This is a genomic window from Corynebacterium sp. MSK073, from assembly GCF_030232085.1.
GTDB lineage: Bacteria > Actinomycetota > Actinomycetes > Mycobacteriales > Mycobacteriaceae > Corynebacterium.
In genome coordinates this window covers 202,884-225,001 of the sequence record NZ_JASPIY010000003.1, presented here as the reverse complement: position 1 = coordinate 225,001, position 22,118 = coordinate 202,884, and the positions used below count along the sequence as shown (strand labels likewise).

General features: G+C 58.6%; 22 protein-coding genes and 1 tRNA gene. 14 read left to right on the top strand and 9 right to left on the bottom strand.

All coding sequences use genetic code 11. From position 1 onward, the window contains the following. Nucleotides 1-74: 74 nt before the first annotated feature. The 4 genes from QP970_RS03570 to QP970_RS03555 all read right to left on the bottom strand — a co-directional run bounded on the left by QP970_RS03570 (nt 75) and on the right by QP970_RS03555 (nt 3,597). On the bottom strand, nt 75-1,688 hold the full coding sequence (locus QP970_RS03570; protein ID WP_284869638.1) for a phosphatidylglycerol lysyltransferase domain-containing protein: 1,614 nt from the start codon (nt 1,686-1,688) through the stop codon (nt 75-77). After that, on the bottom strand, nt 1,672-2,877 hold the full coding sequence (locus QP970_RS03565) for an alpha/beta hydrolase (RefSeq protein ID WP_198010365.1): 1,206 nt from the start codon (nt 2,875-2,877) through the stop codon (nt 1,672-1,674). Before QP970_RS03565 ends, QP970_RS03570 begins: the two co-directional genes overlap by 17 nt. A gap of 61 nt (nt 2,878-2,938) precedes the next feature. Next, nucleotides 2,939-3,298 (bottom strand): fluoride efflux transporter FluC, encoded by a 360-nt coding sequence (locus tag QP970_RS03560; protein WP_023016958.1) that lies wholly within the window; start codon nt 3,296-3,298, stop codon nt 2,939-2,941. Further along, nucleotides 3,295-3,597: a fluoride efflux transporter family protein gene (locus QP970_RS03555; protein WP_051138360.1), complete on the bottom strand. Its 303-nt coding sequence runs from the start codon at nt 3,595-3,597 to the stop codon at nt 3,295-3,297. Before QP970_RS03555 ends, QP970_RS03560 begins: the two co-directional genes overlap by 4 nt. A gap of 86 nt (nt 3,598-3,683) precedes the next feature. Here QP970_RS03555 and QP970_RS03550 point away from each other — a divergent pair, with 86 nt between their 5' ends. The 4 genes from QP970_RS03550 (at nt 3,684) to QP970_RS03535 (ending at nt 5,963) form a co-directional block, all read left to right on the top strand. Then, nucleotides 3,684-4,130, top strand: coding sequence for a MauE/DoxX family redox-associated membrane protein (locus tag QP970_RS03550; RefSeq protein ID WP_023023739.1), 447 nt, complete (start codon nt 3,684-3,686; stop codon nt 4,128-4,130). A 53-nt stretch (nt 4,131-4,183) separates the two neighbouring features. Next, nucleotides 4,184-4,909: a DsbA family protein gene (locus tag QP970_RS03545; protein WP_023016961.1), complete on the top strand. Its 726-nt coding sequence runs from the start codon at nt 4,184-4,186 to the stop codon at nt 4,907-4,909. Nucleotides 4,910-4,985: 76 nt separating this feature from the next. Continuing rightward, a tRNA-Ala gene (locus QP970_RS03540) sits at nt 4,986-5,058 on the top strand. Between the two features lie 365 nt (nt 5,059-5,423). Beyond that, a complete protein-coding gene (locus QP970_RS03535; protein ID WP_051138361.1) occupies nt 5,424-5,963 on the top strand; it encodes a cutinase family protein in 540 nt (179 codons plus the stop codon). A 150-nt stretch (nt 5,964-6,113) separates the two neighbouring features. Here QP970_RS03535 and QP970_RS03530 read toward each other — a convergent pair whose 3' ends face one another. Together QP970_RS03530 and QP970_RS03525 are read right to left on the bottom strand one after the other, a co-directional pair. Then, nucleotides 6,114-6,911: a GDSL-type esterase/lipase family protein gene (locus QP970_RS03530; RefSeq protein ID WP_284869634.1), complete on the bottom strand. Its 798-nt coding sequence runs from the start codon at nt 6,909-6,911 to the stop codon at nt 6,114-6,116. 44 nt (nt 6,912-6,955) lie between these two features. Next, entirely contained in the window at nt 6,956-7,801 is an 846-nt protein-coding gene (locus tag QP970_RS03525) for a GDSL-type esterase/lipase family protein (protein ID WP_284869632.1), read from the bottom strand. A gap of 168 nt (nt 7,802-7,969) precedes the next feature. On the opposite strand from QP970_RS03525, the gene QP970_RS03520 reads away from it, so the two are divergent. Continuing rightward, a complete protein-coding gene (locus QP970_RS03520) occupies nt 7,970-8,707 on the top strand; it encodes a fructosamine kinase family protein (protein WP_239269915.1) in 738 nt (245 codons plus the stop codon). Here QP970_RS03520 and nadE read toward each other — a convergent pair. Further along, the gene (gene nadE / locus QP970_RS03515; protein ID WP_284869630.1) at nt 8,704-9,525 is read right to left on the bottom strand and encodes an NAD(+) synthase; all 822 of its coding nucleotides are present in this window, start codon (nt 9,523-9,525) and stop codon (nt 8,704-8,706) included. The two genes, QP970_RS03520 and nadE, sit on opposite strands and share 4 nt — an antisense overlap. 27 nt (nt 9,526-9,552) lie before the next feature. Here nadE and QP970_RS03510 point away from each other — a divergent pair, with 27 nt between their 5' ends. From QP970_RS03510 to nrdE, 5 genes are all read left to right on the top strand, one after another. Further along, nucleotides 9,553-10,902 carry a sugar porter family MFS transporter gene (locus QP970_RS03510; RefSeq protein WP_284771636.1) on the top strand — a complete coding sequence of 450 codons (1,350 nt, stop codon included), beginning with the start codon at nt 9,553-9,555 and terminating at the stop codon, nt 10,900-10,902. Between the two features lie 127 nt (nt 10,903-11,029). Continuing rightward, the gene (ykgO, locus tag QP970_RS03505) at nt 11,030-11,152 is read left to right on the top strand and encodes a type B 50S ribosomal protein L36 (RefSeq protein ID WP_003847162.1); all 123 of its coding nucleotides are present in this window, start codon (nt 11,030-11,032) and stop codon (nt 11,150-11,152) included. 368 nt (nt 11,153-11,520) lie between these two features. Further along, a complete protein-coding gene (gene nrdH, locus QP970_RS03500; RefSeq protein ID WP_005284554.1) occupies nt 11,521-11,760 on the top strand; it encodes a glutaredoxin-like protein NrdH in 240 nt (79 codons plus the stop codon). A 24-nt stretch (nt 11,761-11,784) separates the two neighbouring features. Then, nucleotides 11,785-12,216 carry a class Ib ribonucleoside-diphosphate reductase assembly flavoprotein NrdI gene (gene nrdI / locus QP970_RS03495; RefSeq protein ID WP_239269913.1) on the top strand — a complete coding sequence of 144 codons (432 nt, stop codon included), beginning with the start codon at nt 11,785-11,787 and terminating at the stop codon, nt 12,214-12,216. Nucleotides 12,217-12,268: 52 nt separating this feature from the next. Then, nucleotides 12,269-14,431 (top strand): class 1b ribonucleoside-diphosphate reductase subunit alpha, encoded by a 2,163-nt coding sequence (nrdE, locus tag QP970_RS03490; protein WP_284869629.1) that lies wholly within the window; start codon nt 12,269-12,271, stop codon nt 14,429-14,431. Here the strand turns inward: nrdE and QP970_RS03485 are convergent. Further along, nucleotides 14,428-15,114 (bottom strand): FadR/GntR family transcriptional regulator, encoded by a 687-nt coding sequence (locus tag QP970_RS03485; RefSeq protein ID WP_284869627.1) that lies wholly within the window; start codon nt 15,112-15,114, stop codon nt 14,428-14,430. The genes nrdE and QP970_RS03485 overlap by 4 nt on opposite strands. Before the next feature lie 130 nt (nt 15,115-15,244). On the opposite strand from QP970_RS03485, the gene nrdF reads away from it, so the two are divergent. From nrdF to QP970_RS03465, 4 genes are all read left to right on the top strand, one after another. Beyond that, a complete protein-coding gene (nrdF, locus tag QP970_RS03480; RefSeq protein WP_239269910.1) occupies nt 15,245-16,234 on the top strand; it encodes a class 1b ribonucleoside-diphosphate reductase subunit beta in 990 nt (329 codons plus the stop codon). A gap of 330 nt (nt 16,235-16,564) precedes the next feature. Continuing rightward, on the top strand, nt 16,565-18,259 hold the full coding sequence (gene ctaD, locus QP970_RS03475) for an aa3-type cytochrome oxidase subunit I (RefSeq protein ID WP_239269909.1): 1,695 nt from the start codon (nt 16,565-16,567) through the stop codon (nt 18,257-18,259). Nucleotides 18,260-18,340: 81 nt separating this feature from the next. Then, on the top strand, nt 18,341-19,462 hold the full coding sequence (gene serB / locus QP970_RS03470) for a phosphoserine phosphatase SerB (RefSeq protein ID WP_284869624.1): 1,122 nt from the start codon (nt 18,341-18,343) through the stop codon (nt 19,460-19,462). After that, nucleotides 19,455-20,177, top strand: coding sequence for a peptidyl-tRNA hydrolase (locus tag QP970_RS03465; RefSeq protein WP_284869622.1), 723 nt, complete (start codon nt 19,455-19,457; stop codon nt 20,175-20,177). The genes serB and QP970_RS03465 overlap by 8 nt, the downstream gene beginning before the upstream one ends. Here QP970_RS03465 and QP970_RS03460 read toward each other — a convergent pair. Further along, nucleotides 20,143-22,107, bottom strand: a complete 1,965-nt coding sequence (locus tag QP970_RS03460; protein WP_284869620.1) for an ATP-dependent DNA helicase — start codon at nt 22,105-22,107, stop codon at nt 20,143-20,145. The genes QP970_RS03465 and QP970_RS03460 overlap by 35 nt on opposite strands. Between the last annotated feature and the right edge of the window lie 11 nt (nt 22,108-22,118).

Below are 22,118 nucleotides of genomic sequence, written 5' to 3'. Positions count from 1 at the left end.
ACTACCCCCGGTACCCGATATCCGCACCGGTCGGTACTCGATACCGCCCTACCGGTACTAAATAGCGTCGCGCGTCAGGTGGCAAGATCAATGTCATTCCAGCAGGTCCAGCGGGTGTGAATTCCTTCTTTTACGGCCTTATTGCGGGCGGTGCGGATGTTTTGGAATTTTTTGCCCTTAAACTCCACGGTGCGGCAGGGTAAAACGGCTTCTTCCGCAACCTGGACGTTCTTGAGCTCGGGATGGGACGCGGCGAAGTCCGCCCCCACGGAATACCACGCCACGTCCCAGCCTTGATCAGAGGCAAAGGCGGAAAATTCGGCGCTGATGTCGTTGCCAATAGGAGAGCCCAGGGTTAAGGCGATTCCGTTGGATACGCGGTAGGCAACGTAGGAATCTTCGTGGAAGAAATAACGATTAGATTTCCATAGCGTCATAAAAGATAAATGGTCCCCGGTGCCGGACTCGAGGAGGCGTCGCGCGGTGCGGAGATCCTCCTCGTGCGCGGGGTCAGTGGGCCGGGAAAAGCCGCGGTAGAGGCGGAAGGCGACAAAGATCCAGAAGGCATTGCCTATCCATTCATAGACGAACCACGATATGGAGGAAGCCGGGATGACGTAGTGGGGCAGGATCATGGCCACGATGGTGGGCAGGAAGCGTAACGGGGTTTCAGCGAGCACGCGGGGAAGTGGGTCGTGCAGCAGCGCGATACCAATCCACAATCCGGCCCCAACCAGCGCAATGAGGGTGCTCAGCAGTACCGTTTCTAGGAGATACGTACGGTTTTCATGGGTGCGGAATAACCTGCGGTTAGCTAGCAAGATTCCGAGGACGCACAACCATGGCAGCGTAACGGGGATGAGGCTGGGGATAGAAGGGTTAGTGTTCCATAGCTGGTAGGTGAGCAGTGCTAGGGCTATGAACTGGGAGGCTACTGCGAGCCGCCACGCGGTGATGCGCCCGCGCACTAGGCCGAAACAAAAAACGAGCTGCAGGATGAGCGGAAGTAGGTTAGCCACCATCGGGCCGATGCCATGGGCGTGGGCGAGGTCCAGGGTGTCTGAGTTGGGCTCCCATAGCAGTCGCGTGACCTCGGAGAAGGGCCCTTGCGCCAGCGGGTCCAAAGCGATGAAGGCTGGGCCTATCGCCACGCAGGCCACGCACACGGCGATGAGCACGCGCCGCTCGCGGATCGACGGAGTATCAGGGGCAGGCTTCATGAGCAGTTGGCCGGCGGTGATGGAGATTACGGCGGTGATGATGCCGAGGGCATCGGAAAGCGTGCCGGAATACAGCACGTATGTCGCGGTCAAGGAGACGATGGTGATGCGGAAGCGGCGGCGCCACAAGCGCGGCATGAACGCGGAGGCAAACCCAGCAGCCCCGACGATGAAACCAATCGGGCTAAGGTACGCGGTGCTATCGGGCCACTGCTTGGCGATGCCCAGCGTTAACGGCACCCCAATCGCCGTCGCCGCAAGGCCGGCTAGGAGCGTGTAGGCGGAGCCGAGTCGCCACTCGGCAGGGGCGAGCCAGATGACGATGAGCACGGTCAAGATGATGGAGGCGCCTGGATGCGCCGTAGTCAGCGTGAGCCACGGCTTCAAAGGGAAATCAACGAGGTGCAGCGACCACATCACCGCCAGCAGGCCGATGGATACGGGAAACTTTCTAAGAACGAACATCATTTTCTCCAATTCCATCGAAGGGATCGCGGTCTACCTGTAGGCCGCCGCGGGTTGCCGCCCACGCAAAGGACTCGCGCAAGGCGGGGCGCCAGACCTGGAAGGAATGGCCGCCCGGGCGGGTGCCGTAGTAGGTCTTCATTCCAGCGGCGCGGGCTTTATCCGCAAGCGAGCGCAAGGCGGTGACGGACTGAGCATCATCGTCCCCGGCAATGAAAATGGCCTGCAGGTTGTCATAGCGCTTGCGTTCCAATAGGTGAGCGGGGTCTTGATTGTTATAGGCAGCTTCATCACCGTGGAAGAATTTGTGCACCGTGGCGGAATGGTTGCCGATGGTAGGTTCCGCCTCACCGGAGATATCGATTACCGAGCCAAAGGCAGCGGGGTGAGTGGTGGCTATCTGCAGCGAGCAGGTTCCGCCATAGCTAAGACCACCGACTGTCCAGGTGTGCTGGTCGGGATTGACCTGGAACTTCTTTTTAATGGCGTGGGGAACATCCTGGGTAAGATAGGTCATGACTTGGGCAACATCGCTATCGGCGCAGATGGGGTTCGCGGTTTCAGAGCCAGTGGCATCAACGGAGACGACGATGGGGCTGCGCCCGCCATTGGCCGCTTGGAATTGATCGGCGGTTTCGGCCGCCTCCCCCGAACCGAACCACTGATCCGGGCCGCCGGGGTTTCCATGGAGGAGCATGAGGACTGGGAGATTGTGATCCGTCCAATAAGCAGGTGGAATATACGCCGTGGCGGTGCGCGGGGAGAAATGGGAGGCGGTGCCGGGGAGATCGACGTGGACGATGGCGGCGCCTGAATGGGTGGAGGTGAATTCGTTGTAGTTCATTTCCTTCGCCACTGGGCGAGGATCCAAGGAACCGACATCCGGATAGGTCTGGTATTCCATATTGACCAAGCCGACGGTGGCGAGGATCGAAAAGATACCCGCCACCACCGTGACCACCTTGGGCTTGCGAAGGAGCGCGGCCAAGGGGACTACGGAGGCTAGGTAGATGTGCCAGGGGACTTCCCAGTGGCGGAGGAAGAACCAGGCGATGCCGCAGGCAATAACGGCTATGGCTAGTGGCCACACCTTCTTTTGGGCAATAACGATAATCGCCGCAATGACGAGGATGAGGAGGAATATGACTCCGTTGACGGGCTCGGCCAACGGCAAGTTCATAAAGAAGTTCACACCGGAAATGGTAGGCCTGTGCTGGGGAAATGTGTTTAGCAGAAAGCTGGGAGTTGCCTACCTAAATCCCGTGATAGATAAGGCCGGCCCACATTACTCCGCGCCAGGCGAGGACCACGCCGATCCCGATGGTCCAGAATAGATATTTGCACAGCGGCCACCAGTGCCGCTGCTTGACCATTTCTCCTAGCTCTTTTGCCATGGTGGACCAGGTGGACAGGCCACCGGCGAGGCCGAGGGCGAAGAGGGGATGGGCGAAGGGGGCATCGGCAAGCTGCGCAAAGCCCACCGCCAGGCCGAAGACCAAGGAACCCAGGATATTGGATGCGAAGGTGCAATACGGCGAGGGCAGCAGGCGGGTAAAGCCGTAGCGCGCCGCGCCGCCGAAAAAGCCGCCGATAAGGACGAAGAGCAGGTTCATCGCAGCTTATCCCCAGCAAGGTAGGCGGCGGTGCAGCCCACGAGCGTGGCCGCGGCATAGGCCAGGGCGATGCTCCAGTGGGACTCCGCGGTGAAGAAAGCAAAGCTGGCGAAGCTGGTAAACCCACCCAAGAATCCGGTTCCCCAGAAGGGGCCGGGGCGGGTATATCCCATCAGCGCGCTGCCGACGATATTAAGGATGAGGAGCGGGAGCATTCCGCCGCCGAGAGCGATGGTTAAGAGGTAGCGGGCACCGGCGCCGAGTGCGGCACCGGAACCGACGATGAGGGAGTGCGGCATGGGGTACATCATAGTGGGCGAAGTCTCAGGAAAAAGCACAGGGGTTTGTATCCGAAAAGGGGAGGTTAAACGCTAAACTAATCGGCGTGAATAACGCGTTTGATGTGGTGAGCTTTATCGCCCGCTTTGGCATGGCCGTGGTGTGGATCATCGCCGGTGTAGAAAAGATGGCGCACCCGCTGGATACCATGCAATCCATCAAGGCCTATGAGATTTTCACGCCGGAATGGTCTGGGTATCTGGCCCAGCTCATTGGGCCGCTGGAGCTAGTGGGTGGAATGCTGCTCTTGCTGGGGATTTTCCTTCGCGAGTCTTCCAAGGTAGCGGCCGTGGTCATGGTGCTTTTCATGGTCGGCATCCTGCAGGCATGGCTGCGTGGGCTGGATATCGATTGCGGGTGCTTTGGTGCTGGTGACGCTACTGCGGAGCCGGGCATGAACTATGGGCTGACGCTGCTTCGCGATGCCGCCTTCCTCGCCCTTACCGCATGGACCATCAAACGCCCGTTCACGAAATTTGCGCTCCACCCGTAGCGGTGGGCACAGTAGGTTGCAAGAGTCCGAAAGTATCAACAGGCAAGGTTTAAATGAGCAAAGTAAGTGACCCGAATGCCAAGTCTGGCAATGGTTTCATCTGGGGCGTCGGCGTCCTACTCGTCATTATCGCCGTGGTCATTGGCTACATCGTGTGGAATGGCAAGCAGGCCAATGAAATCGAGGTGCAAGACGTCAACATGTCCATGGACTATAAGGACAACGCGATTACCCTGAAGTCCGATGCGGCCGATGACGATACTCCAGAGGTTGACCTGTACGAAGACTTCTCCTGCCCCCACTGCGCGGACCTGGCGAAAAGTACCGATGAGGAGATGAAGCAGGCAATTGAGGATGGCAAGCTGGTCGTCCACGTGCGTACGCTGAACTTCTTGGACGGTAAGGATGTTGAAAACCAGGATGGTTACTCAACTAAGGCCGCCGCAGCCATATCAGAATTGGCAAAGTCCGGCGATGTGAAGACCTACTGGAATTTGCGTGACTACATGATGCAAAACCAGCAGAGCGTTGTCCCCCAGTGGGGCATCGAGGACATCGCTGACCAAGCAAAGGAACTTGGCGCCGAGGATGACGTGGTTGATTCCATCAAGAACGTGGATATCAAGCAAGGTAATAAGATGGCAAAGGCCAACTACGACAAGCTGAATAAGGAAACCGGTTCCGTTTCCTCGCCGCGCGTTGTCCAAAACGGCAAGGATATTCCGGATAAAGATTCTGGTCAGTCTTTGAATGACTGGGTAGACGTCGCCACCAAGTAGCAGGCGATTTGGTGAGTTAAATACTTGCCATGTATATTCATACGAGTTGCGGCCCACAGGGTTGCACCTCGTATATGGGGCTATGGCGCAGCTGGTAGCGCACCACACTGGCAGTGTGGGGGTCACGGGTTCGAATCCCGTTAGCTCCACAATATAGTGTCCCGAGGCATCGTGTAAGAACGGTGTCTCGGGATTTTTCATGTGAAAATGTGTCTGGTTACAGTGCGTTGGGGTGTCGCCTGTTAACTAAGACTCATGTAATGTAACCCGTGCAAACCGCCGGAACCTTTTGAAAATGGGAAATTATATGAATTTTACTGTGAAAGCTGCGGCTGCTGGCGTAATCTCTGCAGCCGCACTTGCACTTTCTGCTCCCGCCGCCACTGCGGCGATTCCTGGGAACCCAATGTCCGCTCCGACGTGTGCTAACCAGCAGGTTGTTTTTGTTCCTGGCGGAGCGAATACTATTCCGTCAGCACCTTCGGATGTTCCGCACGGTCTAATTACCGGACAGATGGGCGTTAAGCTCGGACTCCAGCCGGATACGAATGCCACCTTTGTGGGCTACCAGGCCTTCCCATTTGCCGTGTCGAAATATTCTGACTCTTCTAACGAAGGATATAACCGCACTGCAGCTAAGATTCAGCAAATCCAGAATGACTGCCCAAATAGCAAGATTTCCTTGGTCGGCTATTCCGAGGGAACAGATATTTCCGCACGCATCATTAACGATGCGGCGCACGGGCGCGGACCACTTGATAAAGAAAGGTTTGCATCTGCAGCCCTCTATGCCAACCCGTACCAGGGTGGCAATGGTGCTGCGCAATATCACGATGACATGTCCAATGCGACCGGCGCTCTAGGCCACCTCGACGGTGGGTACGGCGAACTGGGGTCTGACGTGTTCGAGGTTTGCAACCCGCAGGATATTATTTGTAACTACCCAGAGGATTACCTGGGATTGGTATCCCCGTCCATGGAGGTGGACGCAGCACACGGCAAGCTGCCTTTGCAGCAGATCGTAGGTGAGGCCTCTCACCATCGCAATGGATAATATAAACCTGCTACGCGGACAACTTGCCCATATGCAGTACGGTGGGGCGGAATTTCAGGCAGGTATCGATTGGATCAATAACCACTAACCAGAAAAACTCATAAAAATATCCCGCATAGTTTAAAACTATGCGGGATATTTTCTTTCTACTTACTGCAGAGCGTGGCCGATAAACTGGCCATAAGCTGCGGTGCCGTGGGCATTAAGGTGCAGTGGTAGGTTGCCGGGAGCTGGTGGTACTGGGTCAACGAGGTTAACCCACCAGCGGTCTGGCGAGCACATGTCATGTCCTTCAGACATGGGCTGTGCATCTAAGAAGGTTGCGCCGTTTTGCTCGGACACTTCGCGCAGGGTGTTTTGGAGGCGCTGTTCTGTGTCAGAGACGGCTGCGATGGGTAGGGGAATGATCGAAGAGGTCAGGCAAGTGGAGTTGCCGCGGGTCACGTGCGGGTAACCTACGACAGTCACCTTGGCATTCGGTGCGTGCTGGTGGGCTACATCGAGTGCGCTGCGGAGACCACCGCGAATCGCGCGGTCGGAGGCTGCGATATCCGTTTTGTGGGGGTAGGTGTCATTAGCGCCGGCAACGATAACGACATTTTTGGTCTCGTGGTTAAGGTTGCCGTCTTCTGCTGCCTTGCGGAGAGAGATATCGACGTGAACGCCTCCAGTGGCTAAAGAAGCACCTGCGCATTGGTACTGGTCAACGTGTGCACCGGAAACATTGCTCATCTCAGTGGCAATGGCATTATCGGTAACGCAGCCCACTCCGGTATTGGCCGTTTTATGCGCCTTGTTCAGCGCATGGTCAGCGACGGTTGGGTTGGCTACAATACTGTCACCAACGAGAACGGTGTTTCCTGGGACTGCAGCTGTGGCAACGGTGCTCGTGCCCACAAGCGCTGTGATGAAAGCAGTAGCCGCGGCGAGCTTATTAATACGCTTCACGTTTCCTCCGAGATTTAGTTCCTTGGAATAGGGGAAATGGGGGCCTAGCTCCTTAGGCTATTCGTAATAATACCTGCCATTCCTGTGTGTCCAACATCAGTCGGGTGCATTGGCATCACGGAAGGGGCCGTCGGGGTCTGAGCAATGACTGCCCACCGGTGGTTGGTGTCCGGCTGGCAAGGATCGTGCGTTTTTGCTTGGTTGTGAAGATCGATGAAGTTCACGCCAAGGGAGCCTGCGGCACGTCCGATTTCGCGGTTGAACTCTTCTTCTGCGCGAGTAACACCTGGGATGGACAGTGGCAGCTGCATCCGGTCGTCATTGACCACACAGAGGGTGTCATTAACCGTCATTGGAACGTAGTTGACCATCGTGATGCGTGCATTCGGGGCCACGGATCGAATTTTATTGAATTGTGCGTTCAGCAATCCGCGGTAGCTCGAGCCCTTAGGGATATTTGGGGCGGCGGCGTTAGCCAGTGCATCGACATAGGTGCCAGGCTGCAGGCCGCCATACATGAAGGTGACTTCCTTCGTATCGGGGCCAATATTCCCAGAGCGGACTGCGTGTTCGACGAAGGCAGCTACCCAATAGCTGGTTCCGTTGCACGTGTAGTCCGCAAGGCTGTGACCGAGATTCCGGGCAGTTTGGTGTGCCCAGTTGTGCTTGTCGTTACTGCACGTGTTCGGTAGGGGAGTAGAGGCGGAGAAAGGGCTGACCGCTGCGCGATCCCCAGGGGCGCCGCCGTTAGCGGAGAAAGAGTCGCCGAAAGTGACCATTTCCTTGCCGTGGGGTTCTGCTGCGTTGGCAGACTGGGCCATCGTCAAGGCAGCACCAAGCGCGAGGAGACCACCGACGAACTTTCTCTTAATGCCGTTAATTCCGACCATAGTTATCCTTTTCAATTCGAGAGAGAATTTACCATTCGGTAAATTATTTATGTACAGCATCTTAATTCGCAGTGGGCCAATTAACTAACTGAAAAACTTTGTCAATTAAAGTGCGAGGCATGTAATTCTAAGTTTTCCGGCCCAACCTGGTGTGCTACCGAAGTAGTTATGCTGGTCAATATGCAGACCTTTGCTAAGCAAGTACGCGATAAAGACCAAGCTGGTGCTGAGGCTGCCGGCCTCCGGTGGTTGGGTGAAGCCACGGATGCGGTAGCCACAGTAATTAGCGCCGACGACAAGGAAATCGTTACAGAACGCATCAACGAGGTAGCGCCCACTGCAGAGGCCGCGCGAAAATTTGGTGCGGAGCTCGCGCGCGTGCACCGTGCTGGGGCACCGGCTTTTGGCAGCGCGCCGGAGGGGTGGGAAGGAAGAAACTTCATCGGCACCATTGAACAGGAGTGCACGCCCACCGATAACTGGGGTGAATTCTATGCCCAGCAGCGCGTGCTGCCGTTTGCGGAGCCGGCCGGAATCAGTACTGCGCAAAGGGACTTGGTTAAGCGGGCTTGCGATGCGATTGCCGCCCGCAGCTGGGATGTGGCGCCTGCGCGCATCCACGGTGACCTGTGGGCGGGCAACCTGCTTTTCGATGCCCAGGGTGGCATCATGATCGATCCCGCAGCTCACGGCGGGCATCCGCACACTGATTTGGGCATGTTGGCGCTATTCGGCGCGCCCTATATAGAGGAAATCTTCCGCGGCTATGGGGCGCCGAAAGATATTGAAACCTGGATTCCCATGCATCAACTGCACCCACTAGCCGTGCACGCACTGACCCACGGCTCGGCCTATAACCGGCCGCTGGAGCGGGCGGCACTCGCCACGCTAGAGGCGCTAGCTTAGGCGGTTGGCCCCTGTGGCATCTGGCGCTTGTGGATGCCGCGGTGCCACAGGGTCTCGATGCGCTCGCGGGCGGCATCGGGAACCGCCTTGCCCTCTAAGTAGTCATCGATGTGGGCGTAGGTGACGCCGAGCGCCTCTTCATCGGGAAGCTGCGGCTTATCGTCTTCCAAATCCGCGGTGGGGACCTTGGACCACGTGGACTCTGGCGCACCTAAGTGCTTGAGCAATGCCGCGCCTTGGCGCTTATTTAGCCCGGCCAGGGGGAGTAGGTCTGCCGCGCCATCGCCCCACTTGGTATAGAACGCGGTGACATTTTCGGCGGCGTGATCCGTGCCCACAACCAGCGCTCCTACCTCGCCCGCGATGGCATATTGCGCGGTCATACGCAGGCGCGCCTTGGCATTGCCGCGATTGAAATCGTTCAAGGAATCCTGGTTCACCGCACGCGCCACCTCGTGGCTCAGCGCCGCGGTGGCCGGTTGAATATCAACGGTGAGCCGGTGGTCCGGGCGAATGAAATCAAGGGCGATCTGGGCATCGTCCTCATCCGCCTGCGCGCCGTGGGGCAGGCGCACGGCCCAAAATTCGGCGCCTTCTACCCGCTCTACCGCAAGCTGGGTGAGTTTTCCCGCCAAGGTGGAATCCTGACCGCCGGAAATGCCTAGCACATAGCCTTTGGCATGGGTCATTTCCAAGTATTCCACGAGGAAATCCACGCGGCGGGAAATTTCCTCTTCTGGATCGATAAAGGGGCGTACATCCAGCTGTTTTATGATGGATTGCTGTAAGTTTTCGGCATCGGGTGACATGACGTTCATCGTAGTCTCCTGACACAATTGCGTGCTGTGAATAAAGAAAGTTATGTCAAGGTAGTTGCAGCAATTGCCGCCCTTGGCGGTTTATTATTTGGTTATGACACCGGCGTGATGTCCGGTGCCTTGCTGTATATCACCCCGGAATTTAATATGACAGCCCACCAAGAGGGGTGGGTAACCTCCATGCTGCTGGTAGGCGCCGCGGTGGGTGCCCTGACCGCAGGCCGCATTGCGGACCGGTTTGGCCGCCGCTTTACGCTGATCGCCGGCGGCATCATCTTTGTTTTGGGCTCCATCTGGTGCGCGCTGGCAGGCTCGGTGACCATGCTGGCCACGGCCCGTACCTTCCTAGGCTTTGCCGTTGGTGCGGTATCCATTGTCTCGCCCATGTATATCTCAGAGATGGTGCCGGCCAAGATCCGCGGACGCATGGTTTCCCTGAATACCCTGTTGATCGTGGTAGGCCAGTTGCTGGCCTACCTGGTGAACTCGGCACTTGCGCCCACGGAAAGCTGGGAATGGATGCTGGGGCTTGCGGCCGTACCGGGTGCGGCCCTCGCCGTGGGCATGCTCTTCTTGCCAGAGACCCCAGTTTGGCTCGCCACGCATGACAAAATGGCTCGGGCCCGTGAGGTCGCAGGCCGCGCCGGGATGGATCTGGGAGAGCTTACCTCCCAGGAAACGGCGCGCCGCTCCAGCGGCTCCGAGTGGAAGGCGCTGAAGGCCAATCGCTGGATGCAGGTGACGGTATTGCTCGCCATGCTGATGGGCCTGACCCAGCAGATCACCGGCGTTAATGCCATCGTCTACTTCGCTCCCACCATGATGAGCCAGGTGGGCATTTCTACCACCAACTCGGTCTATACCTCGATTGTCATTGGCGTGGTATCCGTTATCGCCTGTTGGGTGGGCCTCAAGGTGGTCGACCGCATCGGCCGCAAGCGCCTGCTGCTCATCGGCCTGACCGGCAACGTGATTTCGCTATTCATCTTGTCTGTGGCGTACTCGCACGCCGCCGATTCCACCACGATGGCGATGGTCTCGCTGGTATTTATGGCCTCGTTCATTGCCTTCCAGCAAGCGGCGGTCTCGCCGACGACCTGGTTGCTCATCTCGGAGCTCGTGCCCCTGCAGGTACGCGGCTTGGGCATGGGCATCGCCGGGCTCTCGCTGTGGGCCACCAACTGGGCCGTGGCCCAGTACTTCCTGCCGCTGGTGGAGTGGCTCACCGGCCCGGTGGCCTTTGGCGTCTTCGGCGTACTGGGGCTCATAGCCATCGGCTACACCCGCATTTTGGTGCCAGAGACTATGGGACGTAGCCTGGATGAGGTAGGCGAGGAGATGAAAACCCGTTACTCACGGGAATCCGCACCCCATTAAGCCCTAGTGTTTTGGTCTTAATGGCCGCGTGAGGTAAAATTATTCCTCGTGTCATGGCTGGGGATCCCCAGTCCGTGCTTTATTTACTCAACCGCATGTAGATTGCGCATAACGAAAGGAGCGCCCGATGAAGGTCCGTAAGTCCCTTCGGTCGCTGAAGAAGAAGCCGGGCGCCCAGGTTATTCGCCGCCACGGTAAGGTCTTCGTGATCAACAAGAAGGATCCCCGTTTCAAGGCTCGTCAGGGCTAATTGAAACTTAAGGAAGTCCGCCTCCTCCGATGATTCGGAGCGAGGCGGATTTTCTGGTTTTACAGTTCTGTGGCGAAAATGTGAACTTTGCCACATGTTTAGGTGAACAGAAGGTAAACCCGCAGGAATAGCAGGCGTGTAGTTTCACGGTTGGGTGTCGGGGTGGTCAACATGTGGGGTCTTACCCCAGGCCCTCCTGGGAATATCATGGGTGTAACTACTATATGTTGTGTCAGTTGCGGTCAATTCCCCCAAAGTATAGTGTCGTTGGTGTCGCTCAGAGCGGTGCAGGAAGTGGCCTGAAAGGGCTAGAACCTCCGCTTTTTAAGAGCAAAAGCTATCTCGGAAAAGGATTTTAGGGAGTTATTATGTCTATCACCGTCTACACCAAGCCTGCCTGCGTTCAGTGCAACGCCACCAAGAAGGCCCTTGACCGTGCGGGCCTGGATTACAACGTGGTAGATGTCACCGTGGACGATGAGGCCCGTGACTACATTATGGCTCTGGGCTACGTCCAAGCACCCGTCGTGGAAGCAAACGGCGAGCACTGGTCCGGCTTCCGCCCTGACCGCATTAAGAACCTTGCAGCACTAGCCGCCTCTGCGTAAATAGCCGAGGAGGGAGGTGCCGTCATGTTGGTCGTGTATTTTTCCTCTACTACGGAAAATACGCACAGGTTCGTGCAGAAGCTAGGTTTTCCTAGCGCACGAATCCCCCTGCGCCGCACCGATGAGCCGCTAGTGGTCAATGAACCTTACGTCTTGGTGTGTCCCACCTACGGCGGGGGAGCCTCCATTAGCCACCAAAACTCCCGGCCCGTACCGGTGCAGGTAATTAGATTCTTAAATAATGAGCACAACCGCAGTTTTATTCGGGCGGTTATCGCTGGAGGAAATAGCAACTTTGGCGCCGACTTTGGCAAAGCTGGTGACGTCATCAGCGCCAAATGTAAGGTGCCCTATGTATATCGTTTCGAATTGCTCGGCAACGATGAAGATATAAAAATTTGTCGCGAAGGCCTGCTGGCTAATGCTTCCCAGTTGGGGCTGGATGAGGCAGCCTAGCCGCGGTGCGACACACCTATAGATCCTGACTTTAAGAAAGGCCGCGTCAGCTGTGAGTACGCAATTGGGAAAGACCGTAGCAGAGCCAGTATCGCAGGAAGAGCAGCTGGATTACCACGCGCTCAACGCCATGCTGAATCTCTACGACGGAGACGGCAAGATTCAATTTGATAAGGACCGCGAGGCTGCCAATCAGTTCTTCTTGCAGCACGTTAATCAGAACACGGTCTACTTCCACGACCTGGAAGAAAAGATCGATTACTTGGTGCGCAATAAGTACTACGACCCCGCTGTCATTGAGGCTTATGACTTCGATTTCATCAAGTCCCTATTCAAGCGCGCCTACTCTTATAAGTTCCGCTTCAAGTCCTTCCTTGGCGCCTACAAGTACTACACCAGCTACACGCTGAAGACCTTCGACGGCCGCCGCTACTTGGAGCGCTTTGAGGACCGCGTTTCCATGACGGCGCTTTTCCTTGGTGATGGCGATGGTGAGCTGGCAGAGCGCCTCGTCGATGAAATCATGACCGGCCGCTTCCAGCCGGCCACCCCAACCTTCCTGAACGCCGGCAAGCAGCAGCGCGGCGAATTGGTTTCCTGCTTCTTGCTCCGCATCGAAGACAACATGGAATCCATCGGCCGTTCCATCAACTCCGCACTGCAGCTTTCCAAGCGCGGCGGTGGCGTGGCCCTGCTGCTGTCTAATATCCGCGAATCCGGCGCGCCGATTAAGCACATCGAGAACCAGTCTTCCGGCGTCATTCCGGTTATGAAGATGCTGGAGGATGCGTTCTCTTATGCCAATCAGCTGGGTGCACGCCAGGGTGCGGGCGCGGTGTACCTCAACGCTCACCACCCGGACATCATGAACTTCCTCGACACCAAGCGCGAGAACGCGGATGAAAAGATCCGCATTAAGACCTTGTCCTTGGGCGTGGTGATCCCCGATATCACTTTCGAGCTGGCCAAGAAGAACGACGATATGTACCTGTTCTCGCCGTATGACGTCGAGCGCGTCTACGGTAAGGCCTTCGGCGATATCTCCATTACCGAGCATTACGAAGAAATGGTCGAGGATCCGCGCATCCGGAAGAAGAAGATCAATGCTCGCCACTTCTTCCAAACTGTGGCAGAGCTGCAGTTCGAGTCCGGCTACCCGTACATGATGTTTGAGGATACGGTAAACCGCGCCAACCCGGTTAAAACCTCCCGGATCAACATGTCCAACCTGTGCTCGGAGATTTTGCAGGTCAACTCCGCCTCTGAGCTCAACGCGGATCTTTCCTATGACCAGGTGGGCAACGATATTTCCTGCAACCTGGGTTCGCTGAATATCGCCATGACCATGGATTCGCCGGACTTCTCCCAAACGGTGGAGACCGCGATTCGCGGGCTGACCTCCGTGGCGGATAAGACCTCCATCGATTCCGTTCCGTCCGTGCGCAAGGGCAACGATGACTCCCACGCCATCGGCTTGGGCCAGATGAACCTGCACGGTTACCTGGGCCGCGAGCACATCGAGTACGGCTCCGAGGAGGGCTTGGACTTCACTAACGCTTACTTCGCGGCCATCATGTACGCCGCCCTGCGCGCCTCCAATAAGATCGCCCGCGAGCGCGGCACGACCTTTACCGAGTTCCCCGAATCCGACTACGCCAGCGGCGAGTTCTTCGATTCCTACGATCCGGCGGAGTTCCAGCCGCGCACGGAGAAGGTCAAGGCTCTTTTCGATGCCTCCTCCATCTACACCCCCACCGCAGAGGACTGGGCGGAGCTGAAGGAGGACGTCGCCAAGCACGGCCTCTACAACCGCAACCTGCAGGCGGTGCCGCCGACGGGCTCGATTTCCTATATCAACAATTCCACCTCGTCCATCCACCCGATTGCCTCCAAGATTGAAATCCGCAAGGAAGGTAAGATCGGCCGCGTGTACTACCCGGCATCACACATGGACAACGACAACTTGGAGTACTTCAAGGACTCGTACGAGATTGGTTACGAGAAGATCGTTGATACCTATGCAGAGGCCACCAAGTACGTGGACCAAGGTCTATCGCTGACGCTGTTCTTCAAGGACACCGCCACCACCCGCGATGTGAATAAGGCCCAGATTTACGCTTGGCGCAAGGGCATTAAGACCTTGTACTACATCCGCGTGCGCCAGATGGCCCTGGAAGGCACCGAGATCGAGGGCTGCGTTTCCTGCATGCTCTAGGCGCGGGCGCGGTCCAGGATAGCGCGGGAGGTGCGCTCGGCGGCTTCGGCCTCGCCGGCGTCAATCTCCCGCGCTAATTTCATATGTAGCTGCGTCGTGCCGCGAATCGGATCCCGCTTGCGGGAACCAAAGACGGATTTACCCTTCAAGATGGCCAGCAACGCCGGCGCGAGCGCGGCGATCATCTCGTTGCCGGAGGCTTCCAAGATGAGCGTATGAAATTGCAAATCCGTTTCGAGTTCTTCGCCCACCCGTGGGGAAGGGGTGGTCTCGAGCTCGCTGAGCCGGCCCGCTAGCCGCAGCAATTCGCGGCGCTGCTGCGGGCTAGCATTGCGCGCGGCAAGCTGCGCCGCCACCGGCTCGATGCCAAGGCGCAGCTCGTTGAGGCGCGCGACCTGTTCGGCGCGCGTTTTATCGTGCGCCAGCCGCCACGAAATAATGGCGGGATCATAGACCGCCCAGCTGCTGCGCGGCAGCACCTTGAGGCCTACTCGGCGCCCAGAGGAGACCATTCCTAGATGCTCGAGCGTGCGCATGGCCTCGCGCGCCACGGTGCGGGAGATGCCAAAGCGCTTTTCGATGTCCCCAAGGCGAAACGGCGTGCCCTCCGCCATGTCCCCGCTGACGATATCCGTGCCCAGCTGGTCTACTACAGGGCCTAAAAGGGGAGTGGTTTCTGCCATGGCGCGGGCGTCCTTTCCTGGCTGTGTAATGCGCTTTTATTATAGGCGCGGTGCGGCGGGATGAGGTAGGGCGGCATTGGGTATACTGGGACTCGAAATTCTACACAGTGAAGCATTGGAGTGACATCGCGTGTCGCACGAATACGATGACTACGTTGCTAGTCATGACAGCCCGGTAAAAGCTATCAACTGGAATACCATCCCCGATGACAAAGACCTCGAGGTATGGGAGCGGTTGACCGGTAACTTCTGGCTCCCGGAAAAGGTCCCAGTCTCTAATGATCTCCCCAGCTGGAAGACGCTGACGGAAAAAGAAAAAGAAACCACCATGCGGGTCTTTACCGGCCTGACGCTGCTGGATACCATCCAGGGCACAGTCGGTGCGATCTCCTTGCTTCCGGATTCGCAGACCCTGCACGAGGAGGCGGTATATACCAATATCGCCTTCATGGAGTCGGTGCACGCCAAGTCCTATTCCAATATCTTTATGACCTTGGCTTCCACCCCGATGATCAATGATGCCTTCCGCTGGTCCGAGGAAAACGAGAACCTGCAGAAGAAGGCCAAGATCATCCTAGCCTACTACAACGGTGATGACCCGTTGAAGAAGAAGGTGGCCTCCACGCTGCTCGAGTCCTTCTTGTTCTACTCCGGCTTCTATCTGCCGATGTACTTCTCTTCCCGCGCGAAGCTGACCAATACTGCCGATATCATCCGGCTGATCATCCGCGACGAAGCCGTGCACGGCTACTACATTGGCTATAAGTTCCAGCAGGAATACAAGAAGTTGGATGAAAAGCGCCAGGAAGAATTGAAGGACTACACCTTCGATCTGGCCTTCGAGCTCTATGACAACGAGATCGACTACACCGAGGACCTCTACGACGAGCTGGGCTGGACCGAAGACGTCAAGCGCTTCTTGCGCTATAACGCCAACAAGGCCCTGAATAACCTGGGCTTTGAGGGCCTCTTCCCGGCCGATGAGACCCGCGTCTCGCCGGCTATCCTGTCCTCTCTTTCGCCCAACGCCGACGAGAATCACGACTTCTTCTCCGGCTCGGGTTCGTCCTATGTCATCGGCAAGGCCGAGGACACCACGGACGATGACTGGGACTTCTAGCCGTTCCTAGTCCCCGCGCACCTTCGCTTCACACTCAACCGAAAGGTTGATAACGAGCGGGGGGTGCGTTTTCCGGTTTTTGACCTGCATATCCCGCAACCGCTGTGACATGCGACACCCATACCTAGCCCAAAGAATGTAAACCTTAAATGATGCCCGCCCCACGTGCTGGGGGTATGTGACGGTTGAGGTTATTGGGGGGATACCCCCAAGCTGAAAGACCTTTAAGAGAAGCTGGCAAGAACAGGGGAAAATGTCCTAATATAATCGAAGTAAACCTAGGTGTAGGTGGACCCGGTCCGCTGACACTTTGTTATTCAGGAGGATTCTATGACCGCTGTGGCGCCACGGGTCGACGATTACGTCGCTCCCACACGTCCAGAGCCGACCGGTAGGGAAAAGACCGGTTCAAAGGCTTGGGTATTTTTAACCACCACCGACCACAAGCAGCTGGGCATCATGTACTTGATCATGGCCTTCAGCTTCTTCTTCCTCGGTGGCTTTATGGCATTGCTGATCCGTGCGGAGCTTTTCACCCCGGGTCTGCAGTTCCTGTCCAATGAGCAGTTCAACCAGCTGTTCACCATGCACGGCACCGTGATGCTGCTGCTGTTTGCTACGCCAGTTGTCTGGGGCTTTGGTAACTACATCCTGCCCCTCCAGATTGGCGCGCCGGACGTGGCCTTCCCGCGTCTGAACGCCTTTGGTTTCTGGGTGACCCTGCTCGGCGGTATCGTCATGCTGCTTGGCTTTATCACCCCTGGTGGTGCGGCTGACTTCGGCTGGACCATGTACATGCCGCTTGCCGATGGCGTACACACCCCCGGCATCGGCGCCGATATGTGGATCGTCGGTGTGGGCGCTACCGGTGTCGGTACCATTGCCTCCGCCATCAACATGATCACCACCATCTTGACCCTGCGCGCACCGGGCATGACTATGTTCCGCATGCCGGTCTTCTGCTGGGGCGTCTTCACCGCCTCCGCCATCGTGCTGATGATCTTCCCGCTGCTGACCGCAGCCGCCTTGGGCGTGCTGTATGACCGCAAGCTGGGCGGCCACATCTACGATTCCGCTAACGGCGGTGCCATCCTGTGGCAGCACCTGTTCTGGTTCTTCGGCCACCCCGAGGTCTACGTCCTCGCGCTGCCGTTCTTCGGCGTTGTCTCCGAGATTGTCCCGGTCTTCTCCCGCAAGCCGGTCTTCGGCTACATCGGCCTAGTCTTCGCCATCCTGGCTATCGGCTCGCTGTCCATGGCCGTGTGGGCACACCACTTGTTCGTCACCGGCGCCATCCTGCTGCCGTTCTTCTCGTTCATGACGTTCCTGATTGCGGTGCCTACCGGTGTGAAGTTCTTCAACTGGGTCGGCACCATGTGGAAGGGCCACATCACCTGGGATACCCCGATGATTTGGGTCATGGGCTTCATGGCTACCTTCCTCTTCGGTGGTATGACCGGTGTTATGCTCGCTTCTCCGGCGCTGGACTTCCACTTGGCTGAGTCCTACTTCCTGATTGCGCACTTCCACTACACCCTGTTCGGTACGGTTGTGTTCTCCGCATTCGGTGGCCTGTACTTCTGGTTCCCGAAGATGACCGGCCGCATGCTGGACGAGCGCCTAGGCAAGATTCACTTCTGGCTGACCTTCATCGGCTTCCACGGCACCTTCCTGATTCAGCACTGGGTCGGCAACATGGGTATGCCACGTCGCTACGCCGACTACCTGGAGTCCGATGGCTTCACGGTCTTCAACCAGATTTCCACCATCTTCTCCTTCGTTCTCGGCGCCTCCGTTATCCCGCTGGTCTGGAACGTATTCAAGTCTTGGCGCTACGGTGAGGTCGTTACCGTGGACGACCCATGGGGCTACGGCAACTCCTTGGAGTGGGCAACCTCCTGCCCGCCTCCAAGCCATAACTTCGTCTCCCTGCCACGCATCCGCTCCGAGCGTCCGGCATTCGAGCTGCACTACCCGCACATGGTTGAGCGCATGCGCGAGGAAGCTCACGTGGGCAAGCACTAAGCCCGCACTTTAACTCCTGACTACAGCCGCCTTCCCCAGCTTCTCAGAGGTAGGGAGGGCGGCTTTGGCGTGTGTGGGATAATGGTCGTTGTGAATATTCAAGCTGATACCACGATCATTACTAGCCTCGGACCAGATGTTCCGGGGGCGGCCGCCGCTTTCCTTACCGCGTTGGCTGATTTTCCTGACCCGCTTGCCGATGTCCACCTCGCCACCGCCTCCAATCACCTCACCCTCACCGCGCAGTGCGGCCTTTCCGGCACCAATACCGCAGCCCTAGAGGACCGCTTGCGCGATGCCATGGCGCCCTTCGGGCACGAGGTGTCCTTCGCGCCAAGCTATGCCGTCGCGCTCATCGGCGCAAATATTACCGCCGAGGACATTAGCGCGGTGCAGGAGACCGTGAAAGGGGAGACGTTTCGCATGCGCCGGATAGCGCTGGATTCCCTTTTCGCGGTGGAACTTACCGTGGCACTCGAAGATGCCACCGCGGCGCGGCGGGAGCTGCGGCAAGTCGCCGTTGAACGTGGTATCGATATCTCCCTCGAGAGCTTGGGCAATCGCGGCAAGCGCTTGGTGTGCTTCGACTGCGATTCGACGCTGATTGAAGGCGAGGTCATCGAGATGCTCGCCGCCCACGCGGGCAAGGAAGCAGAAGTGGCCGCGGTGACCGAGCGCGCCATGCGCGGCGAATTGGACTTCGAGGAGTCCCTACGCGAGCGCGTCGCGGTGCTGGAGGGCCTAGATGCCTCCATCATCGATGAGGTTGCCCGCGATATCGAGCTGACACCTGGCGCTAAGGAAGCGATCGGTACCCTCCACCGTCTGGGCCACCGCACCGCCGTGGTCTCGGGTGGCTTTATTCAAGTTCTCGAGGGCTTGGCCACAGACCTCCAGCTCGACTACGTACGGGCCAATACCCTGGAAATCCGCGATGGGAAGTTGACCGGCAAGGTGATTGGGCAGGTGGTCGACCGCCAGGCGAAGGAGGATTTCTTGCGCGAATTCGCCGCCGATTCCGGAATCGGCATGGAGTCCACCGTCGCGGTGGGCGATGGCGCTAATGACATCGCCATGGTCACCGCTGCCGGGTTGGGTGTTGCCTTTGACGCGAAGCCAGCGTTGCGCGAGACCGCCGATGCTTGCATCACCCCGCGCCGCCTCGACGCCGTCCTACCGATGCTGGGGATTGCCGATGACTAAGTTCGAGATAGCCCACCAGCGCCTCGTCGCCGCCTGCACGGCCCGCGATTCCCACGAGGACCCAGCGGACCCGTCCACCGTGCAAGCGATGCAGATAGCCCTCCACCTCCCCAAGCAGGATCCTCCAGCGCGCAGCGAGGTGCTTACTGCGGCAGCCCGCGCCGTGGTGGCCGCCTGCCTAGATGACCGCGCCGGCGAGGACGGCGCCTTCGCCGCGGCGCTCGCGCAGTGGTACGGCCACCGCATCCGCAAGATCGCCCGCCGCGCGCGCAATAAGGCGTGGCGCGATGTGCAGCTACTGCCTGGTGTTACCGTTGATGACCGCGCGCGTGCGTTTGCGCCCTCGGCAGTGGGGGAGGTGGACCCGTTGATTAGCAAGCTGCAGATCGGTCATACGGATCTCGCAATGGACGAGCCAGGGCCTCCGCTTGCCGATGCCCCCATTATCTACGTCGACCGCAGCCTCGCCATGACCGCGGGCAAGGCCGCCGCTCAAGTGGGCCACGGTTCGATGATGCTCGCCGCGGCTATGAGCCAAGAGGAAGCCGCCGCCTGGGCGGCAGAAGGTTTCCCGCTTTCCGTCCGCGAGGTGGACGCGGAGTTATTTGGCACCGCCTGCGCGCAGGAAGAGGCGGTGGTCATCATCGATGCCGGGTTTACCGAGATCGCCCCCGACTCGGCTACCGTGTGTGCGCTGCGGCGACCAATCGCTTAAGCGCCCCGCGCACCGTCTCCGGGTTTGTGGTTTGCCAGAACCGTGGCATGGATGCCTTGAGGAATGCGCCATAGCGTTTGTATTCCAGCCGGTTATCCAGCACGGCGACCACCCCGCGGTCCGTCACGTGGCGCAAAAGCCGCCCGGATCCCTGCGCCATGAGTAGCGCCGCGTGATTGGCAGAGACCTCCATGAACCCGGAGCGCCCGGCGGCGTCGGCCGCCTGGGAGCGGGCCTGCAAGAGTGGGTTATCGGGCCGCGGGAAGGGGATGCGGTCAATGAGGACCAGCGAACACGATGGCCCCGGCACGTCCACGCCCTGCCAGAGGGTCAAGGTGCCAAAGAGACAGGAGTTTTCCTTCTTGGAGAACTTGTCCACCAGTGTGCCGATGGCATCTTCGCCCTGCACATAAAGATCAAACGGCAAACGCGGCGCCAAGGCCTCCGCGGCCTCTTCTGCCGCCCGGCGCGAGGAAAATAGCCCCAGCGTGCGCCCGCCGGCGGCCATGATGAGCTCGTAAATTTCCTCCAAGGTCTCGGAGGACAGCCCATCCCGCCCCGGCGCCGGGAGGTGCTTGGCGGTATAGAGGATGCCGGATTTCGCCGGGTCAAAGGGCGTTCCCGCATCGAGCGTGTCATACGTGCCGGACGGTAGGCCCCATTGTGCTGCCATGGCGTCGAATCGCCCGCCTAGGGCCAGCGTGGCCGAGGTGAGTACGACCGTTTGCTCCCCAAATAGGTTCTCGCGCAGCATATGCGCGATAGACAACGGCGCGACGGCGAGTGTATCGGTGCCCTCCAGCCACACGACATCGTCCTGCGCGGCAGGGTCATCGGTGGCGAAGACCTCCAAGATCCTCCCGATTGCCTCGGCCAGGTCCGTGAGGTGATTGCTTAGGTTTTGGCGCTCGGCGTTCTTTTCTGGGTCATCGTTAGCCTCGCCTTCTGGGGCGCGGGAGATGAGGGATTTAACGCGCAGGAACTCGTCGGCAAGCGCGCGCAAGTGCGCCTGGGACGTCTCATCCAAATCCGTCCACCGGCCGGGCTCCTGCACGCGCAGCAGATCATCGAATTCATCCGCCAACTCCGCCAGGTTTCCGGCATTGCCCAATGACTTAGCCCGGTTCGCCGCCATCTTAATGGCTCGGGAGGTAATTTCCGCGGTGGACACGGAGGTAATGCGGCCATCGAGCTCGTGTGCCTCATCGATGATCGCCACATCGTGTTCGGGCAGGATATTTGCCTCAGAGATGGCGTCGATGGCGAGCATGGCGTGGTTGGTGACGATGATATCGACATCGGCAGCCGCCCGGCGGGCCTCTTCGGCGAAGCAATCCGCACCGTGCGGGCAGCGCCCAGCCCCCAAGCACTCATTCGAGGTCACCGATACCGCCCGCCACACCAAATCCGGCACGCCGAACTCTAAATCATCCCGGTCACCGGTCTCGGTCTCCTGCGCCCAGTCGTGGATGCGGCGCACGGCCTTGCCGCGGTAGGAGATATCGGACTCATCGATAAGAGCCTCCGGGTCATCCGGTGTGGCCGCGATCTTATTCAGGCACACGTAATTATTGCGGCCCTTCATGATGGCGAAGGTGGGGGTGCGCTCCATGACATCGGCTAGCGCCTCCGTCAGCCGCGGGAGGTCGCGCTCCACCAACTGGCGCTGCAGCGCCAGCGTGGCGGTGGAGACGACGACGGTGGAACCCGAGTTCATCGCATGCCGGATGGCCGGAACCAGGTAGGCCAGGGATTTACCCGTACCCGTGCCCGCCTGGACGGCGAGGTGGCGCTCGGTTTCCAAGGCCTTGGATACCGCGTTGGCCATGCGAACCTGGCCCTCGCGGCGGGAGCCGCCGAGCGCATCCACCGCCGCGCCTAGCAGCGTTTCCGTGTCGTGGTTTAGGGGCTCATCTGCAGGGTCACTCACCCCACACAGTC

Excerpts from the sequence above, each read along its gene's own strand:
- QP970_RS03520 (WP_239269915.1), top strand. The coding sequence starts at position 7,970 with ATGCTGGTCAATATGCAGACCTTTGCTAAGCAAGTACGCGATAAAGAC.
- QP970_RS03485 (WP_284869627.1), bottom strand. The coding sequence starts at position 15,114 with ATGGCAGAAACCACTCCCCTTTTAGGCCCTGTAGTAGACCAGCTGGGC.
- ykgO (WP_003847162.1), top strand. The coding sequence starts at position 11,030 with ATGAAGGTCCGTAAGTCCCTTCGGTCGCTGAAGAAGAAGCCGGGCGCC.
- QP970_RS03545 (WP_023016961.1), top strand. The coding sequence starts at position 4,184 with ATGAGCAAAGTAAGTGACCCGAATGCCAAGTCTGGCAATGGTTTCATC.
- QP970_RS03555 (WP_051138360.1), bottom strand. The coding sequence starts at position 3,597 with ATGCCGCACTCCCTCATCGTCGGTTCCGGTGCCGCACTCGGCGCCGGT.
- QP970_RS03570 (WP_284869638.1), bottom strand. The coding sequence starts at position 1,688 with ATGATGTTCGTTCTTAGAAAGTTTCCCGTATCCATCGGCCTGCTGGCG.
- QP970_RS03560 (WP_023016958.1), bottom strand. The coding sequence starts at position 3,298 with ATGAACCTGCTCTTCGTCCTTATCGGCGGCTTTTTCGGCGGCGCGGCG.
- nrdI (WP_239269913.1), top strand. The coding sequence starts at position 11,785 with ATGTTGGTCGTGTATTTTTCCTCTACTACGGAAAATACGCACAGGTTC.
- QP970_RS03535 (WP_051138361.1), top strand. The coding sequence starts at position 5,424 with ATGGGCGTTAAGCTCGGACTCCAGCCGGATACGAATGCCACCTTTGTG.
- nrdH (WP_005284554.1), top strand. The coding sequence starts at position 11,521 with ATGTCTATCACCGTCTACACCAAGCCTGCCTGCGTTCAGTGCAACGCC.
- ctaD (WP_239269909.1), top strand. The coding sequence starts at position 16,565 with ATGACCGCTGTGGCGCCACGGGTCGACGATTACGTCGCTCCCACACGT.
- QP970_RS03525 (WP_284869632.1), bottom strand. The coding sequence starts at position 7,801 with ATGGTCGGAATTAACGGCATTAAGAGAAAGTTCGTCGGTGGTCTCCTC.
- QP970_RS03465 (WP_284869622.1), top strand. The coding sequence starts at position 19,455 with ATGACTAAGTTCGAGATAGCCCACCAGCGCCTCGTCGCCGCCTGCACG.
- serB (WP_284869624.1), top strand. The coding sequence starts at position 18,341 with ATGGTCGTTGTGAATATTCAAGCTGATACCACGATCATTACTAGCCTC.
- nadE (WP_284869630.1), bottom strand. The coding sequence starts at position 9,525 with ATGAACGTCATGTCACCCGATGCCGAAAACTTACAGCAATCCATCATA.